The sequence below is a fragment of the Massilia sp. X63 genome (genome assembly GCF_041023745.1).
Taxonomy (GTDB): Bacteria; Pseudomonadota; Gammaproteobacteria; order Burkholderiales; family Burkholderiaceae_D; genus Telluria.
Genome location: NZ_JBFTEF010000030.1, coordinates 1 through 14,471, shown reverse-complemented (window position 1 = coordinate 14,471; position 14,471 = coordinate 1). Strand labels below are relative to the sequence as shown.

The 14,471-nt window shown below is 68.1% G+C and carries 15 protein-coding genes and 1 pseudogene; 5 read left to right on the top strand and 11 right to left on the bottom strand.

All coding sequences use genetic code 11. From position 1 onward, the window contains the following. From AB3347_RS25660 to AB3347_RS25610, 11 genes and pseudogenes are all read right to left on the bottom strand, one after another. Window positions 1-384: pseudogene (locus tag AB3347_RS25660) on the bottom strand (hypothetical protein); the annotation flags it as partial. Beyond that, a complete protein-coding gene (locus AB3347_RS25655; protein ID WP_369094492.1) occupies window positions 381-848 on the bottom strand; it encodes a hypothetical protein in 468 nt (155 codons plus the stop codon). The pseudogene AB3347_RS25660 and the gene AB3347_RS25655, both read right to left, overlap by 4 nt. An 8-nt stretch (window positions 849-856) precedes the next feature. Continuing rightward, the gene (locus tag AB3347_RS25650) at window positions 857-1,972 is read right to left on the bottom strand and encodes a formate dehydrogenase subunit gamma (RefSeq protein ID WP_369094491.1); all 1,116 of its coding nucleotides are present in this window, start codon (window positions 1,970-1,972) and stop codon (window positions 857-859) included. Between the two features lie 10 nt (window positions 1,973-1,982). Then, window positions 1,983-2,210 (bottom strand): hypothetical protein, encoded by a 228-nt coding sequence (locus tag AB3347_RS25645; RefSeq protein WP_369094490.1) that lies wholly within the window; start codon window positions 2,208-2,210, stop codon window positions 1,983-1,985. Beyond that, window positions 2,207-2,890, bottom strand: coding sequence for a formate dehydrogenase FDH3 subunit beta (gene fdh3B, locus AB3347_RS25640; protein WP_369094489.1), 684 nt, complete (start codon window positions 2,888-2,890; stop codon window positions 2,207-2,209). The genes AB3347_RS25645 and fdh3B overlap by 4 nt, the downstream gene beginning before the upstream one ends. Window positions 2,891-2,920: 30 nt before the next feature. Next, on the bottom strand, window positions 2,921-5,740 hold the full coding sequence (locus tag AB3347_RS25635; RefSeq protein WP_369094488.1) for a formate dehydrogenase subunit alpha: 2,820 nt from the start codon (window positions 5,738-5,740) through the stop codon (window positions 2,921-2,923). A gap of 31 nt (window positions 5,741-5,771) precedes the next feature. Then, window positions 5,772-6,014: a twin-arginine translocation signal domain-containing protein gene (locus AB3347_RS25630; RefSeq protein WP_369094487.1), complete on the bottom strand. Its 243-nt coding sequence runs from the start codon at window positions 6,012-6,014 to the stop codon at window positions 5,772-5,774. Between the two features lie 17 nt (window positions 6,015-6,031). Further along, window positions 6,032-6,721 (bottom strand): molecular chaperone, encoded by a 690-nt coding sequence (locus AB3347_RS25625; protein ID WP_369094486.1) that lies wholly within the window; start codon window positions 6,719-6,721, stop codon window positions 6,032-6,034. Between the two features lie 101 nt (window positions 6,722-6,822). Beyond that, on the bottom strand, window positions 6,823-7,011 hold the full coding sequence (locus AB3347_RS25620) for a DUF2474 family protein (RefSeq protein WP_369094485.1): 189 nt from the start codon (window positions 7,009-7,011) through the stop codon (window positions 6,823-6,825). Further along, window positions 7,011-8,030, bottom strand: a complete 1,020-nt coding sequence (cydB, locus tag AB3347_RS25615; RefSeq protein WP_369094484.1) for a cytochrome d ubiquinol oxidase subunit II — start codon at window positions 8,028-8,030, stop codon at window positions 7,011-7,013. Before cydB ends, AB3347_RS25620 begins: the two co-directional genes overlap by 1 nt. Before the next feature lies 1 nt (window position 8,031). Continuing rightward, window positions 8,032-9,510, bottom strand: coding sequence for a cytochrome ubiquinol oxidase subunit I (locus AB3347_RS25610; RefSeq protein WP_369094483.1), 1,479 nt, complete (start codon window positions 9,508-9,510; stop codon window positions 8,032-8,034). A gap of 431 nt (window positions 9,511-9,941) precedes the next feature. Between AB3347_RS25610 and AB3347_RS25605 the strand changes: the two genes are divergently transcribed. The 5 genes from AB3347_RS25605 to AB3347_RS25585 all read left to right on the top strand — a co-directional run. Then, window positions 9,942-10,397 (top strand): hypothetical protein, encoded by a 456-nt coding sequence (locus tag AB3347_RS25605; RefSeq protein WP_369094482.1) that lies wholly within the window; start codon window positions 9,942-9,944, stop codon window positions 10,395-10,397. Between the two features lie 26 nt (window positions 10,398-10,423). Next, window positions 10,424-12,091 (top strand): hypothetical protein, encoded by a 1,668-nt coding sequence (locus tag AB3347_RS25600; protein WP_369094481.1) that lies wholly within the window; start codon window positions 10,424-10,426, stop codon window positions 12,089-12,091. A 129-nt stretch (window positions 12,092-12,220) separates the two neighbouring features. Further along, the gene (gene fnr / locus AB3347_RS25595; RefSeq protein ID WP_369094480.1) at window positions 12,221-12,985 is read left to right on the top strand and encodes a fumarate/nitrate reduction transcriptional regulator Fnr; all 765 of its coding nucleotides are present in this window, start codon (window positions 12,221-12,223) and stop codon (window positions 12,983-12,985) included. 10 nt (window positions 12,986-12,995) lie between these two features. Continuing rightward, window positions 12,996-13,754, top strand: coding sequence for an AraC family transcriptional regulator (locus AB3347_RS25590; RefSeq protein WP_369094479.1), 759 nt, complete (start codon window positions 12,996-12,998; stop codon window positions 13,752-13,754). 465 nt (window positions 13,755-14,219) lie between these two features. Continuing rightward, window positions 14,220-14,471, top strand: a 252-nt coding sequence (locus tag AB3347_RS25585) for a hypothetical protein (RefSeq protein WP_369094478.1), incomplete at its 3' end; no start/stop codon positions are given.

The window sequence follows — 14,471 nt, the reverse complement described above, 5'->3', positions numbered from 1 at the left end:
GGCGCCCGGCGGCACCGGGTTGGCGACGGCGCCCGGCGCCATCGTGCCCTGTCCGGCGACACCCGCCGCGCCCGGCGGCGGCGTGGCCGCGGAGCCGGCGGCGGCGCCGGCCGCGGGCGCGGCGGCGATCGTCACCGGCGGGTTGATCTTCCAGCCCTTGGACGGGGCCTGCGAACGCCAGCGCGCGCTGATCGCGTCGATCGACGCGGCCAGCAGTTCCTTGTCCTTGGCTGCCTTGGCGTCGGCCGCGGCTTTCTTGGCGGCGGCTTCCTGTTGCTGGGCCGGGGTCGGCGGCGGCAGCGCCGCCCACGATGCGGCGCTGCAGGCCAGCAGGCCGGCCAGCGCGGCACGCAGCACGCCCTTGAGTCGAAGATGGTCGATCATTGCTTGGCTCCCAGTGTGCCGGGCGCGGCGGCGCCCTGCGGGGCGGTATTGGTAGCGGCCGGGGCCTCCACCGTGCCCGGGGCAGGCGCCGCCGGCTTGCCGTGGTCGCCCGGCTGCATCTGCGTGCCCGGCTGTGCGCCGGAAGGCGGCGTCACGCCCGAGCTCGGGCCCTGGCCGGTCTCGCGCACGGTGCCGGCGGTCTCGGCGCCCGAGCTGGTGCCGCCCGCGCCGCCGGCATGGCCCGGCGTGCCGCCGGCATAGGTGGCGTCGGTCACCGGCTTGGCGGTGCTGGCGATGATGGCGCCGCTGGTGCGCCCGCCCGCCGTCACCTGGCCCGGGTACTTGGTCTGTTCGATGCCGCCCACGCTCGGGTTGCGGCCGCGGTCGCAGCCGGCGCCCAGCGCCAGCAGGACCAGCAGCGGCGCAGCCAGGGCGCCACGGTTGAAGATGGTGGATGCTTTCATGGTCGTCCTCAGTGGGCCGGTCCCGGACGCGGCGCCGGGCGTGCGCCTGGATGTCCGGGCGCGCTGCCCGGGACACGGTTGGCCGGATCGGTGGCGGTGCCGTTCTTGACCTGTTCGTGCCACAGCGCGTGGTGGGCGGCGGCCCAGTTCTCGTCCACCGTGCCCTCGCGCATGGCCTGGTAGGCGCCCGGCGTGCCCCAGGTGCCGATGTAGATGTGGCCCATGGCCGCGGCGATGTACAGGGCCGCGCCGGCGATGTGCAGGTAGTTCGCCACCTGCAGCACGTAGCGGGTCTGGCCGAAGGTGACGAAGTCCAGGATCAGGCCGGTGATCGACATGACGATGCCCAGCAGGGTCACGCCCAGCCAGAACCAGGCTTTTTCGCCGGCGTTGAAGAAGCCGGCCGGCACGTGCCTGTGGGAGACCAGCCCGCCGCCCTGCTTCACCCACTGCCAGTCGACGCGGTTGAAGAAGTTTCGGTGCAGGAAAGTGATGAACATCAGGATCGAGCACACGATGAACAGCGGGCCGACGAAGTTGTGCAGGTACTTGGAGATGATCGCGACCCAGGAAAACAGGTCGTGCCCCATCCAGGGCAGCATGATCTTCTTGCCGTACATGATGATGATGCCGGTGATCGCCAGTGCGATGAAGCTGTAGGCCGTGGCCCAGTGCACCTTGCGTTCCCAGTTGGTGAAGCGCTTGATGCGGCGCCCCGAGCTCGGTTCTTCGCGCGCCGGCCCGACCGTCTTGTAGAACACGAAGATCAGGAAGGGCACCGCCAGCAGGATGAAGCCGGCGATGCTGGCGAGCGGGCCGTTGCGCAGGTGGCGCCAGGTGTTGCCGCCGCGCTGGACGATGACGTTCGCCTCGGTGGCCCCGTACTGGCCCAGGAAGTGGCGGTCCATGTGGACCCGGCCCGAGGACGGATTGGTGAGCCCGGGCTCGGGCACGACCGAATCGCCTTCGATCTGGAGCATGGTCTGCTCTTCGGCATAGGCCGGCTTGGCCTTTTCGTTGGGCACGCCGCCCCAGGCGGACGGCAGCAGCAGCGCGAACACCAGGGCGACGATCAGGACCAGCGTGGCACGCAGCGATGGGGCTCGTGATGAGGTGGCATGCATCGTCGGCTCCTTACGGGTTGGCCCGGTTGTATTCGTTCTGCTTCATGGCGCGGTTCTGGATCGCGGCCGACCAGGCCAGCCGGTCGCCGTGGAAGCGGGTCTGGAAGTGGCGGTTGTCTTCCTTGCCGGCGTATTCGCCGTGCAGCCAGCCCGGGAACTGCCTGACCTCGAGGCAGCCGCTCAGCAGCAAGGGCAAGGCCAGCACCAGGTAACGAACAGGTTGACGGAGCTTGTTCATTGCGGGAACCTCCCCGGATCGTTCTGCACGTCGCCCACCAGCTGGTTGGTGCGCGGCAGGTCGCCCTTGGCCTTGATCTCGCCGCCGCGCTTGGGCCGGCCGTAGGCGATCTTCCAGCCCCACAGCTCGGGACCGTAGCCACGGGTCTCGACGCGCTGGCGGTAGATGTCGGCGATCTGGTTGGCCTCGCCGCCCAGCAGGGCCTTGGTGCCGCACATCTCGGCGCAGGCCGGCAGCTTGCCCTCGGCGATGCGGTTGCGGCCGTATTTCTTGAACTCGGCTTCCGAGGTGTCCGGTTCCGGGCCGCCGGCGCAGAAGGTGCACTTGTCCATCTTGCCGCGGTGGTTGAAGATGCCGGTTTCCGGGAACTGCGGCGCCCCGAACGGACAGGCGTAGTAGCAGTAGCCGCAGCCGATGCACTGGTCCTTGCTGTGCAGGACGATGCCGTCCTCGGTGTGGTAGATGCAGTTGGTCGGGCACACCGCCAGGCAGGGCGCGTCGGTGCAGTGCATGCACGCCACCGACACCGAGCGCTCGCCGGGAATGCCGTCGTTGATCGTCACCACCCGGCGCCGGTTGATGCCCCAGGGGAGTTCGTGTTCGTTCTTGCATGCGGTCACGCAGCCGTTGCAGTCGATGCAGCGCTCGGTGTCGCAGATAAATTTCATCCTTGCGGCCATGCTGTCCTCCTCCGCTTCTCGTTATTCGCTTCAGGCCTTGACCACCCGGCACAGCGATACCTTGGTTTCCTGCATCATCGTCACGGCGTCGTAGCCGTAGGTCCAGCCGGTGTTGCAGGCCTCGCCGCGCACGGTCGGCGCCCCGCCTTCCGGGTAGTGGCGCTCGAGATCCTCGCCCATCCACCAGCCGCCGAAGTGGAAAGGCATCCATACCAGGCCGATCGGGACCCGCTCGGTGACCATCGCCATCATCTTCAGGCGCGCGCCGGTCGGGGTCTCGACCCAGACGTAGTCGCCGACCCGGGCATGGATCTGGGCCGCGTCGCGCGGGTTGATCTCGACGAACATGTTCTGCTGCAGTTCGGCCAGCCAGGGATTCGAGCGGGTTTCCTCGCCGCCGCCTTCGTACTCGACCAGGCGCCCGGAAGTCATGATCAGCGGGAAGTCCTTCGAGAAGTCGACCTCCTGCACCGATTTGTACAGGGTCGGCAGGCGCCAGAAGTTGGCCTTGTCGTCGTAGGTCGGGTACTTGGCGACCAGGTCGCGGCGCGGCGAGGCCAGCGGCTCGCGGTGGGTCGGGACCGGATCGGGGAAGTTCCACACGTTGCAGCGCGCCCGCGCATTGCCGAACGGCGCACAGCCGTGGGCGATGACGACGCGGATGATGCCGCCGGACAGGTCGGTCTTCCAGTTCTTGCCTTCCGCCATGGCCTGTTCCTGGGGCGTGAGTTCGGCCCACCAGCCCAGCTTTTTCAGGAACACGTGGTCGAACTCCGGATAGCCGACGTCGAGCTGGCTGTCCTTGTTGGTGGAGCCGTCCGCCGCCAGCAGCGTCTGGCCGTTGTGCTCGACGCCCCAGTTGGCGCGGAACGGCAGGCCGCCCTCGGCCACCGATTTGTTCAGGTCGTACAGGATCGGCGTGCCCGGGTGCTTCAGCTCGGGCGTGCCCCAGCACGGCCACGGCAGGCCGTAGTAGTCGCCCTTGCAGGGACCGTCGTCGGCGCGCATGGTGGTCGGGTTGAAGGTGTGCTTGTTCTCCATATGGAGTTTCAAGCGCTCCGGGGAACAGCCGGTGTAGCCGATGGTCCAGCAAGAACGGTTGATCTCGCGCAGGATGTCCTCGATCACCGGCTCGTTCAGCACCACCTTGATGTTCTTGCACAGTTCGTTATGGAAGCCGAACTTCTTGGCGAACAGGTACATGATCTCGTGGTCGGTCTTGCACTCGAACAGCGGTGCAATCACCCGCTCGCGCCACTGGATCGAACGGTTCGAGGCCGTGCACGAGCCCTGGGTCTCGAACTGCGAGGCCGCCGGCAGCAGGTAGACGCCGTCGGTGCGGCCGTGCATCGAGGCGGTCATGCTCGGATACGGGTCGATCACGACCAGCATGTCGAGCTTCTGCATCGCCGCCTTCATGTCGGGCAGGCGCACCTGGCTGTTGGGCGCGTGGCCCCAGTAGAACACGGCGCGCAGCTTGCTCGGCTGGTCGATGTACTGTGCTTCTTCGTTCACCGCGTCGAACCAGCGCGACACCGTGATGCCGGGCTTTTCCATCAGTTCCTTGGAGCCGAAGCGCGACTTGATCCACTCGTAGTCGACGCCCCAGACGGCGGCGAAGTGCTTCCAGGCGCCCTCGGCAATGCCGTAGTAGCCCGGCAGCGAGTCGCCGTTGGGACCGACGTCGGTCGCACCCTGCACGTTGTCGTGGCCGCGGTAGATGTTGGCGCCGCCGCCGGGCACGCCGATATTGCCCAGCGCCAGCTGCAGGATCGACAGCGCGCGCACGTTGGCGGTGCCGACGTGGTGCTGGGTGATGCCCATGCACCAGACCACCGACGAAGGCCGGTTCTTGGCCAGCATCTCGGCCGCCATCCTGACCGAGGCTTCCGGCACGCCGGTGATGTCGGAGACCTTGTCGGGCGTCCACTTGGCCACTTCCTTGCGCACGTCGTCCATGCCGTAGGTGCGCGCCGCGATGTATTCCTTGTCTTCCCAGCCGTTTTCGAAGATGTGCCACAGGATGCCCCACACCAGCGGGATGTCGGTGCCCGGGCGCACCCGCACGTAGTGGTGGGCGAAGCGCGCGGTGCGGGTGAAGCGCGGGTCGATGACGATCATCTTCGCGCCCAGTTCCTTGGCGTGCAGGAAGTGCAGCATCGAGATCGGGTGGGCCTCGGCCGGGTTGGAGCCGATGAACATCACCGCCTTGCTGTGATGCAAGTCGTTGAAGGAGTTGGTCATGGCCCCGTAGCCGAAGGTCTGGGCCACGCCCGCGACCGTGGTCGAGTGGCAGATGCGCGCCTGGTGGTCGCAGTTGTTGGAGCCCCAGAACGAGACCCACTTGCGCAGCAGGTAGGCCTGCTCGTTGTTGTGCTTGGAGCTGCCGATGACCATCAGCGCGTCCGGGCCGGATTTCTGGCGCAGTTCGATCAGCTTGTCGCCGATCTCGTTGATGGCCTGGTCCCAGGAGATGCGCTGGTACTTGCCGTTCACCAGCTTCATGGGGTAGCGCAGGCGGTGCTCGCCGAAGGCGTGCTCGCGCACCGAGGCGCCCTTGGCGCAGTGCGCGCCCATGTTGATGGGCGAATCGAAGGCGGCTTCCTGGCGCACCCACACGCCGTTGGCCACCACCGCGTCCACCGAGCAGCCCACCGAGCAGTGGCTGCAGATGGTGCGCTTGACCTCGGTGGGTACCGGGGCGCCCGGGGCCTGGTCGGCCCGGGCCGGTTCGATCACGTTCAGCGGCAGGTGGCGCGCCAGGGCGCCGGCGCCGACCGCCACGCCCGCGCCGGCCAGGAAGCGGCGCCGTTTCAGCCCGCTGTCGCGGGAAGCTTTTACTAGGGACATGCTTGCTCTCCGGTTGCGCTCGCCTTTTGGCTCACCAATAGGCGGCGGTCTGGTAGTAACGGCGGATGTGCTCGGTTTCGTGGTAGCCGCGCTTGAGCTCCGGCGCCGCCGTCGGTGCCGCTTCCGGCGTCTCGGCGGCCGCGGCGCTGCCGGTCACCACCGCCAGCGCGCCCAGCGGCGCGGCCTTCAGGAAGCTGCGCCGGGTCGGGTCGGGCGCTCCGGCGGCCGGCTTGCCGTCCGGTCCTGGTTCCAGTGCTTGCGGATGCTGTTCCATGCCTGTGCCTCGTCTTGTCAAACGGTTGAATCGATGGGCGCCTCTCCGACCACGAAGGCTTCGGCTTCGATGGCGAGGAAGGCGGCGGCCAGCCGTGCAACCAGCCGGTAGTAATTGGCGCCGTCGGCGGAGGCGATGTCGGCCAGGCAGCGCGCATGCCAGGGCGCGATGTGGGTCTCGAAGAATGCCTGCTGGCGATCGACCGGCCGGCGCGGGATGCCCGGCGCGCCGGCGATCAGGACGCGCATCGTCTCGCACAGGGAACCCAGGTGGTCTTCGAATTCGCCGACGCCGCGCACGCGCTGGACGCCGAGCCGCGCCAGGTCGGCGCGCAGCTCGGCCAGCGGGGTGTCGTTCATGTAGCCGGACAGGTAGCGCGAACCGTAGGGATCGAGCGGCGGGGTGCCGACGCTGACGAACAGCGCGTCGAACTCGTCGGCCACCGCGCCGGGATCCATGACGCTCGATGCCAGCACCAGGGCTTCCCAGGCCTGTTCCAGCGCCGGGTCGCCCCCTTCGGCCGAGATCGGGTCGGCATGCGCCAGCGCGGCCAGCAGCCCGGCGTCGGGCGCCGCCAGCAGCAGGCGCGACAGCAGCGCGTAGAAGTCGGCGCGTGCCTGGTCCTCCCCGGCCAGGGGCAGGGACACGGAAGCTTGCTCGGCGGGTTCGGCGGGACGGTCGATCGGCGGCGCGTCGGAAAGGGACACGGTGCGGCACTCCTGTTAGCAAAGCGTTATGAAGAGTGTAGCCTTCCATCGCGGCAGGCCGCGCACGGTTGGCCGCGACCGTCGATCGTGCGCTTGCCGGCCTAGTGCATGCCCAGCGCCCGCATGAGTACCCGGATCACATAGGCCACCGTCGCCAGCGTAAACACCCCGCCGAGCCAGAGCGCCGCCAGCCAGGCCAGGCGCCGCATCCATTCGCGCCGCGACACGCGGCCCAGGCTGTCATGGTCCGGCCTCTCGTGGCCCGGCCTGTCGCGGCGCGGCCCGTCCATCAGTGGTACCCCGCGTCGGCCTTGACCTTGCCCCGGAACACCCAGTACGACCAGGCCGTGTACATCAGGATGATGGGCAGGATGAACAGGGTGCCGACCAGCGCGAAACCCTGGCTGCTCGGAGGCGAGGCGGCCTCCCAGATCGAGATCGCGGGCGGCACGATGTGCGGCCAGATGCTGATCGCCATGCCGCTGTAGCCCAGGAAGATCAGGGCCAGCGCGGCCACGAAGGGAACCCGATGCGGCAAGTCGTCCTCGTCCCCTGCCAGCGAGCGCAGCAGCAGCACGATGAACACGGCCACCAGCACCGGCACCGGCGCCAGGAACAGGATGTTTGGGAAGCTGAACCAGCGCGCCGCCACCGCCGGGTCGCGCCACGGGGTCCAGATGCTGACGATGACGATGGCGGCGAGCAGCATCAGGGCCAGGGGACGCGCCACCTGCACCATGCGGGCGTGCAGTTCGCCCTCGGTCTTCATCACCAGCCAGGTGGCGCCCAGCAGGGTGTAGGCGATCATCACGCCGACACCGGCCAACAGCGGAAAGGGCGCGATCCAGTCGAGCGGCCCGCCGGCATAGCTGCGCCCGGATACCGTAATGCCGTCCAGGAAGGCGCCCAGCGCCACGCCCTGGAAGAAGGACGCCACCACCGAACCGCCGATGAAAGCCTTGTCCCACAGGTGGCGCTCGTGCTCCCTGGCCTTGAAGCGGAACTCGAAGGCCACGCCGCGAAACACCAGGCCGACCAGCATGAAGATCAGCGGCAGGTACAGTCCCGACAGGATGATCGAGTAGGCCACCGGGAAGGCCGCCAGCAGCCCCTCCCCGCCCAGCACCAGCCAGGTCTCGTTGCCGTCCCAGACCGGCGCCACCGTGTTCATCATGGTGTCGCGGTCGCGTTTCTTCGGCGTGAAGGGAAACAGCAGGCCGATGCCCAGGTCGAAACCGTCCAGCAGCACGTACATGAAGACGGCGAAGTAGATGATGACCGCCCAGATGACGGTGGTGTCGATGCCCATGCTAGCTCCCCCGCCGGTCGTGATCGTGACCCTGGTCGTGTGGATGACTGCCCTCGCCTTCCGGCCCCGGCTCGTCGTCGTTGGCCACGTCCGCCGCCGACAGCGGCCGCATCGGCGTGCGCTCCTCGCCGGGGCCGCCCTCGGCCGGTCGGTGCAGCTCGAAGCGCTGCGGCCCCTTGCGCATCATGCGCAGCAGGTACACGGTGCCGGTGCCGAACACGAAGACGTAGGCCGCCACGAACAGCGCCAGGGTGAGCGCCAGCGAACCGGCGCCGTGCGGCGAGACTGCGTCGGCGGTGCGCAGCACCCCGTACACGACCCAGGGCTGGCGCCCGACCTCGGTCGTGGTCCAGCCGGCCAGGATGGCGACCAGGCCGGCCGGTCCCATCCACAGAGCGAAGCGCAGGAAGGGGCGCCTGGTCCATAGGCGGCCGCCCCGGCGCAGCCACAGGCCCCAGGCGCCCAGCGCGATCATGAGCAGGCCCAGGCCCACCATCAGGCGGAAGCTCCAGAACACGATCAGCGAGTTCGGCCGGTCTTCGCGGGGAAATTCCTTGAGTCCGGGGATCTGGCCGGTCCAGGAGTGGGTGAGGATGACGCTGCCCAGGTGCGGGATGCCCACTGCAAACCTGGTCCTTTCCTCGTCCATGTCGGGGATGCCGAACAGCAGCAGCGGAATCGCCCGCTCGCCTTCGTTCTGCCAGTGCCCTTCCATCGCCGCCAGCTTGGCCGGCTGGTGCTTGAGGGTGTTCAGGCCATGGAAGTCGCCTACCAGGGCCTGGATCGGGGCCACGATCAGGATCATCCACATCGCCATCGACAGCATCTTGCGCACCGCCGGGTTGTCGCGTCGCTTGAGCAGCTGCCAGGCGCCGGTGGCGCCGACGATCAGCGCCGTGGTGAGATAGGCGGCGATCACCATGTGCAGCAGCCGGTACGGGAAGGACGGGTTGAAGACGATCGCCAGCCAGTCGGCCGGCACCATGCGCCCGCCCTCGATGGCATAGCCGCGCGGGGTCTGCATCCAGCTGTTGGCGGCCAGGATCCAGGTCGACGAGATCAGCGTGCCGACCGCGACCGCGCAGGTGGCCGCGAAATGCAGGCCCGGTCCGACCCGGGTCCAGCCGAACAGCATCACGCCCAGGAAGCCGGCCTCGAGGAAGAAGGCGGTCAGCACCTCGTAGGACAGGATCGGGCCCATGATGCTGCCGGCGAACTCGGACAGGTAGCTCCAGTTGGTGCCGATCTGGTAGGCCATCACGATGCCTGACACCACCCCCATGCCGAAGGTGACGGCGAAGATCTTCAGCCAGTAGTGGTAGAGGTCGACGTAGACCTGGCGCCTGGTGCGCAGCCAGCACAGTTCGAGCACGGCCAGGTAGCTGGCCATGCCAATCGTAATCGCCGGAAACAGGATGTGAAAGGACATGGTGAACGCGAACTGCAGGCGTGCCAGGTCCAAGGCGGACAAACCGAACATGCAGGGCCCCTTTTGTTCGTTGTACTGCGCGGTTTTACTGCGGCGGCGTGACCAGAATCTAGCATGCAGGCTGGGGCCGCACGTTTGGACGAGCAGAATTGATGCGCCAATGCGTCACCCCGGCGCCGGCCGGCCCCGGAGTGCGGCGACAACTGCACGACTGCGCCCAGGCAAAGGCAAAGGCTTTATAGCTTCCGAAATCTTTCTTTCTGCCAGAAAACCGGAAGCCACTGATCCATATTAATGACCCGTCAGATCGGTCCTAGGCCCCCGAAACACTCGACTATATTGGCTGACGATTCGGGCCCGGCAGCGCCAGATCCTGCGATCAGGCATGCCATCCAGCCCGCTATCCGGCGGCCCGGCCGGCACGTCTTGCGGCGCTGCGTGCCGGGTCATCCATCGATCGTCGATGTGAAAAGGAAATGGTCATGACGAACAACCAGATCAAGCAGGCAGCCGCGCGGCTGGCGCCCGGCGCCGGCGGCGCGGACATGCGCTTCGCTTCCTCGGCCGTGCCGACCGCGTTCGCGGAAGTCCGGCAGGACGTGGACGGAGGCGCCGTGCGGCAACTGTTCCAGCCTGCCGCAGCCGGCCCCGAACCCGAACTGAGCGGGACCGGCTTCACCTACCGCCACAACTGGGGCGCGCGCCGCGGCCAGTGGGTGCTGCGGCTCAACTGGTCGGCCATCGGCCCGCGCTCGCGGGTGCTGGTGGCGATCGGCGAAGGCGCCGCCGGCGGACCGGATGCCGGCAAGTTCATCGGCTCGGCGCGCTACACGGTCCACAACGTCGCGCCGCGCGCCGGCGGCGTCGACATCTGGGTGGACGTCGAATGGAGCAGCGACATCCTGCTCTACGTCGACTACCTCGTCGTCACTCCCTGACCCATCACAGCCACAAGGAGAACAGCATGTCGCCAAACGATCGTCTCGACCGGGACGCCGCCCTCAGCCTCGACCATCCGCGCACGACGGGCGATCCCGCCGTCTCCTCGGCCTACCAGGCGCCCTACGCCGAAGCCGAAGCGCAGGTGCAGGCCGGCGCAGCCAGCATCGCGCCCGCACTGTCCGGCAACGGCTTCACCTACCGCCATGACTGGGGCCTGCGGCGCGGCCAATGGGTGCTGCGCCTCAACTGGGACCAGATCGGCACCCGCTCGCAGGTCTTCGTGGCCATCGGCGAAGGCGCTCCCGGCGGCCCCGAGGCCGGCAAGTTCATCGGCTCGGCCCGCTACACCCTGCATAACGTGGCCCCGCGCGCCGGCGGCGTCGACATCTGGGTCGACATTGCGTGGGGCGCCGACATCCCGCTGTATGTCGACTACCTGATCGTCAACCCGAACGCGGCGCCCCCGGGCAATCGCACGGTGTCGGTCACGGTGCACCGCCACAGCAGCGTGGCCCTGAGCGATGCCGAGGCCGACCGGATCCTGGCCGACATGGGCGCCATCCTCCAGAACGACGACACCGGGCCGGACGTCGCCACCCCGGTCCAGTTCGTCCGCAACGGCGCGGTGCGGGTGCTGCCGGCCACGGTCCCGGGCACCATCCAGACCTCGGCCGACCTCACCGCCCTCCTGACGGCGGGCAGCGGGGTCAAGATCGTGCAGGCGATCCGCTGGTGCGGCGGCCCGGGCGACAGCATCATCGGCTGCGCCCCGGTCGGCAGCACCACGGTGAACGTGGCGGCGGTGCGCTTCACCGCCAACCAGGAAGGCCTGATCTGGGTGCACGAGTACGGCCACAACTGCGGCCTGCCGCATCGCACCGACGACCCGCGCGCGGTCATGTACCCCTCGGTGGGCGTCGACCACAACGTGGTCAATGGCACCGAGTCGGCCGCCTACCTGGCCGGCCCGCTCAGCATCGACGGCAAGGAAGTGATGCCTGCCGGCGGCTGCTCCTGCGGCGCCGGCGGCCTGCAGGCGCCAAGCGACGTGCGCGACTTCGTGTCCCAGCACTGGATCGAAGGGGTGCCCTACGAGCTGGCCTCGCAATATACCGAGAAGGACGCCAGGCTACTGCTCGACTGGCTGGTCAACGAGCCGGAACGGCACGAGGAGTTCCTGCCGCAGATCGTGGCCACGCTCGGCTACATCGGCAGCACGATCGCGGTCCAGCCAATGATCGACTTCGTGCGCAGCCAGCGCAGCGGCCGCGCGGTGTTCAACGCTAAGAACGCCGCCCTGCTGCGCCTGGGCGACCTGGCCAACTTGTCCGGCAGCCAGGCCGCGGTCGGCTTCCTGAAGCAGGTGGCGGGCGACATGGCGCTGGCGCGCAGCCTGGCGGCCCCGCAGGCGAAGCAGGAAGCGTCCGAGGCCGCCAAGGCCGGCGCCGCGGTGGTCGCGCCGAGCGCCGAGACCCTGGCGGCCGAACTGGCGGTGTCCGCGACCTTCGGCCTGGCCCTGGCCGGCACGACCGAGTCCCAGCGGGCGGTCGAGTCGTTCAAGGCCGATCCGGACGCCTTTGCTTCGGTCAACCAGGCGGCCGGAGAGGCCGCGCAGATCGCCGCCACCGTGCGCGCCAAGGGCCGGGAGGCGTACTACAAAATGAAGGCTGAGCAACGGCACCACCTGTAAGCGCCTGCGCCGTCCGGCAGCTGGAAGGTGGCCGGCCAGGCCGGCCACCTTCTTCCCTCCGGAAAATGAAAGCCCAGAAGCCGAACAGCCGTCTATAATGGCTGCGTCAGCAATCCGCCTTTTTCCGAAATGAGCCATCCCATCTCCCTTCCGGGCGAGGCGCCGATCAGCATCCAGGCCCTCAAGACCAGCTGCAGCGCCTGCAGCATGCACCAGCTGTGCCTGCCGATGGGCCTCGAAGATGCGGACATCAACCGCCTCGACCAGATCATCGGCCGCCGCCGCCGCCTCGTGCGCGACGAGCGCCTGTACGCCATGGGCGAGCCCTTCCGCAACCTGTACGCGGTGCGCTTCGGCCACTTCAAGACCTACCAGGTGAACGCCGCCGGCGAAGCCCAGATCACCGGCTTCCAGATGGCCGGCGAACTGCTGGGCATGGACGCCATCAGCGGCACCCACCACTGCGACGCCGTGGCCCTGGAAGACAGCGAGGTGTGCGAGATCCCGTTCGTGCGCCTGGAAGAGCTGTTCGGCCACGTGCCGGCCCTGCTGCGCCACTTCCACCGCATCATGAGCCAGGAAATCACGCGCGAACAGAACGTGATGCTACTTCTCGGCAACATGCGTGCCGAGCAGCGCTTCGCGGTGTTCCTGGTCAACCTGTCGGCGCGCTACGCGGCGCGCGGCTACTCGCCGAGCAGCTTCCAGCTGCGCATGTCGCGCGAAGACATCGGCAACTACCTCGGCCTGACCATCGAAAGCGTCAGCCGCCTGCTGTCGCGCTTCAAGAAGCAGGGCTGGCTGCAGGTGGACAAGCGCGAAGTCACCCTGCTCGACCCAGTCAGGCTCAAGGCCCTGGCAGCCGGCACCGAGGTCTGCAGCCCGATGGGCTGACGCGGCCGGCATGTCCGCCTCGCCCCTGCTCGACCTGCACGTTCGCAGCTACGGCCAGACGCGGCTCGCCGACCGCCACGACTATGCCCAGCTGGTGCTGCCCCTCAAGGGCGAAGTCGCGCTCGAGATCGCCGGCCGCCAGGGGCGGCTCGATCCACTCCACGGCGCCGTGGTCGCGCCGGGCGCCTGGCACTCGCAATACAGCGCCGGCGCCAACCAGTCCCTGATCCTCGATGTCGGCGCGGCCAATCTCGAACAAGGTCCGTGGCAGCGCCTGCTCGAGCGCCCCTTCACCGCCATCGGCCCCGCCGCCCGCAAGCTGGTCGAATTCATGGGCATCCTGGCCGCCGCCCAGCCGCCCGCGCCCCCGGTACTGGCCGGCTGGACCCCGCTGCTGCTCGATACCCTGACCGTCGGCGCGCCGCAGCCGGCTTCGCGCCTGGCCGCGCTGCTGGCGCGCATCGAGGCCGAACCCGGCCTGCCCTGGAGCACCGAGCGCATGGCGCGTACCGCCGGCCTGAGCGTGAGCCGCCTGCACGCCCTGTTCCGCCTCGAACACGACTGCACCCCGGGCGACTGGCTGCTCGGCTGCCGCCTGCGGCGCGCCTGCGAGTGGCTGGCAGGCACCGACCGGCCGCTGGCCGAGATCGCGCTGGCCGCCGGGTTCTCGGAACAGAGCGCCCTCACGCGCGCCATGCGGCGCACCATGGACACCACGCCGGCGGCGTACCGGCGCGCGCATTTCCGCACCGGATGGCCTGAGCGCTAGCGCCCGCCGGGCCGTGCAGCGGGCGTCATGGCCGGCCTGCCTGCCCTTCCAGCCATGCCAGGCTCCTCCGATGCGCCCCCTCCATTGCATCGCACAGCGATTGGGCCTGCTGCCAGTTCACCCTGTGTTCACGAAACGTCGGTGCGTCGACCGTCCAGTCCACCCCGGCAGCGTAAATCGAGAAGTAGCCGAGGTAGCCGCTGTCCGGGGCAAGGCGTGCCGACGTGATAATCGTAAAACCGGTACTGGAACAAGGGACCATAGTAAGTTTCATCAGTTGGATGACGGCGCCAGGGCATCCGGCCGGCCGGCGTAAAGCATGGAATCTTCATGGTCCGGGCAGCGTGGCCGGCTCGCATTCGAGAAGTCCGCCGGCATCGACTTGTCGTCGACGATCAGGATGCGGTGCTTCGGATCCCGGCAATCATGACATCCTGAATCAATTGTGAAGTTGCTCAGCGTATCATGAATACAAAAGTCCGCCAGGAAACTTTGCGCTTATTTCTACGACGGATGTGTGGCTTTTTTTACGACATGACAGCACGCGGAAGCGGCTGGATTCCGATCGTTCGCGTGCATGCACATGGGGGAATGGGAAGGCGCTGTCCTCCTTCGCTATGGATGAGGTTTGAACTGCTGAGCTGTTTCATGGTCGAACACTGGTCTCCACCACCGGGAAACGAGCATGCGTGCGCCTCAGTTCAAGAAGTGGTTTGC

What these genes read in the sequence shown, in the direction of transcription:
- fdh3B (WP_369094489.1), bottom strand. Translation starts at nt 2,890, where the DNA reads ATGGCCGCAAGGATGAAATTTATCTGCGACACCGAGCGCTGCATCGAC.
- fnr (WP_369094480.1), top strand. Translation starts at nt 12,221, where the DNA reads ATGAGCCATCCCATCTCCCTTCCGGGCGAGGCGCCGATCAGCATCCAG.
- cydB (WP_369094484.1), bottom strand. Translation starts at nt 8,030, where the DNA reads ATGGGCATCGACACCACCGTCATCTGGGCGGTCATCATCTACTTCGCC.
- AB3347_RS25600 (WP_369094481.1), top strand. Translation starts at nt 10,424, where the DNA reads ATGTCGCCAAACGATCGTCTCGACCGGGACGCCGCCCTCAGCCTCGAC.
- AB3347_RS25620 (WP_369094485.1), bottom strand. Translation starts at nt 7,011, where the DNA reads ATGGACGGGCCGCGCCGCGACAGGCCGGGCCACGAGAGGCCGGACCAT.
- AB3347_RS25635 (WP_369094488.1), bottom strand. Translation starts at nt 5,740, where the DNA reads ATGTCCCTAGTAAAAGCTTCCCGCGACAGCGGGCTGAAACGGCGCCGC.
- AB3347_RS25650 (WP_369094491.1), bottom strand. Translation starts at nt 1,972, where the DNA reads ATGCATGCCACCTCATCACGAGCCCCATCGCTGCGTGCCACGCTGGTC.
- AB3347_RS25655 (WP_369094492.1), bottom strand. Translation starts at nt 848, where the DNA reads ATGAAAGCATCCACCATCTTCAACCGTGGCGCCCTGGCTGCGCCGCTG.
- AB3347_RS25590 (WP_369094479.1), top strand. Translation starts at nt 12,996, where the DNA reads ATGTCCGCCTCGCCCCTGCTCGACCTGCACGTTCGCAGCTACGGCCAG.
- AB3347_RS25605 (WP_369094482.1), top strand. Translation starts at nt 9,942, where the DNA reads ATGACGAACAACCAGATCAAGCAGGCAGCCGCGCGGCTGGCGCCCGGC.
- AB3347_RS25630 (WP_369094487.1), bottom strand. Translation starts at nt 6,014, where the DNA reads ATGGAACAGCATCCGCAAGCACTGGAACCAGGACCGGACGGCAAGCCG.
- AB3347_RS25645 (WP_369094490.1), bottom strand. Translation starts at nt 2,210, where the DNA reads ATGAACAAGCTCCGTCAACCTGTTCGTTACCTGGTGCTGGCCTTGCCC.
- AB3347_RS25610 (WP_369094483.1), bottom strand. Translation starts at nt 9,510, where the DNA reads ATGTTCGGTTTGTCCGCCTTGGACCTGGCACGCCTGCAGTTCGCGTTC.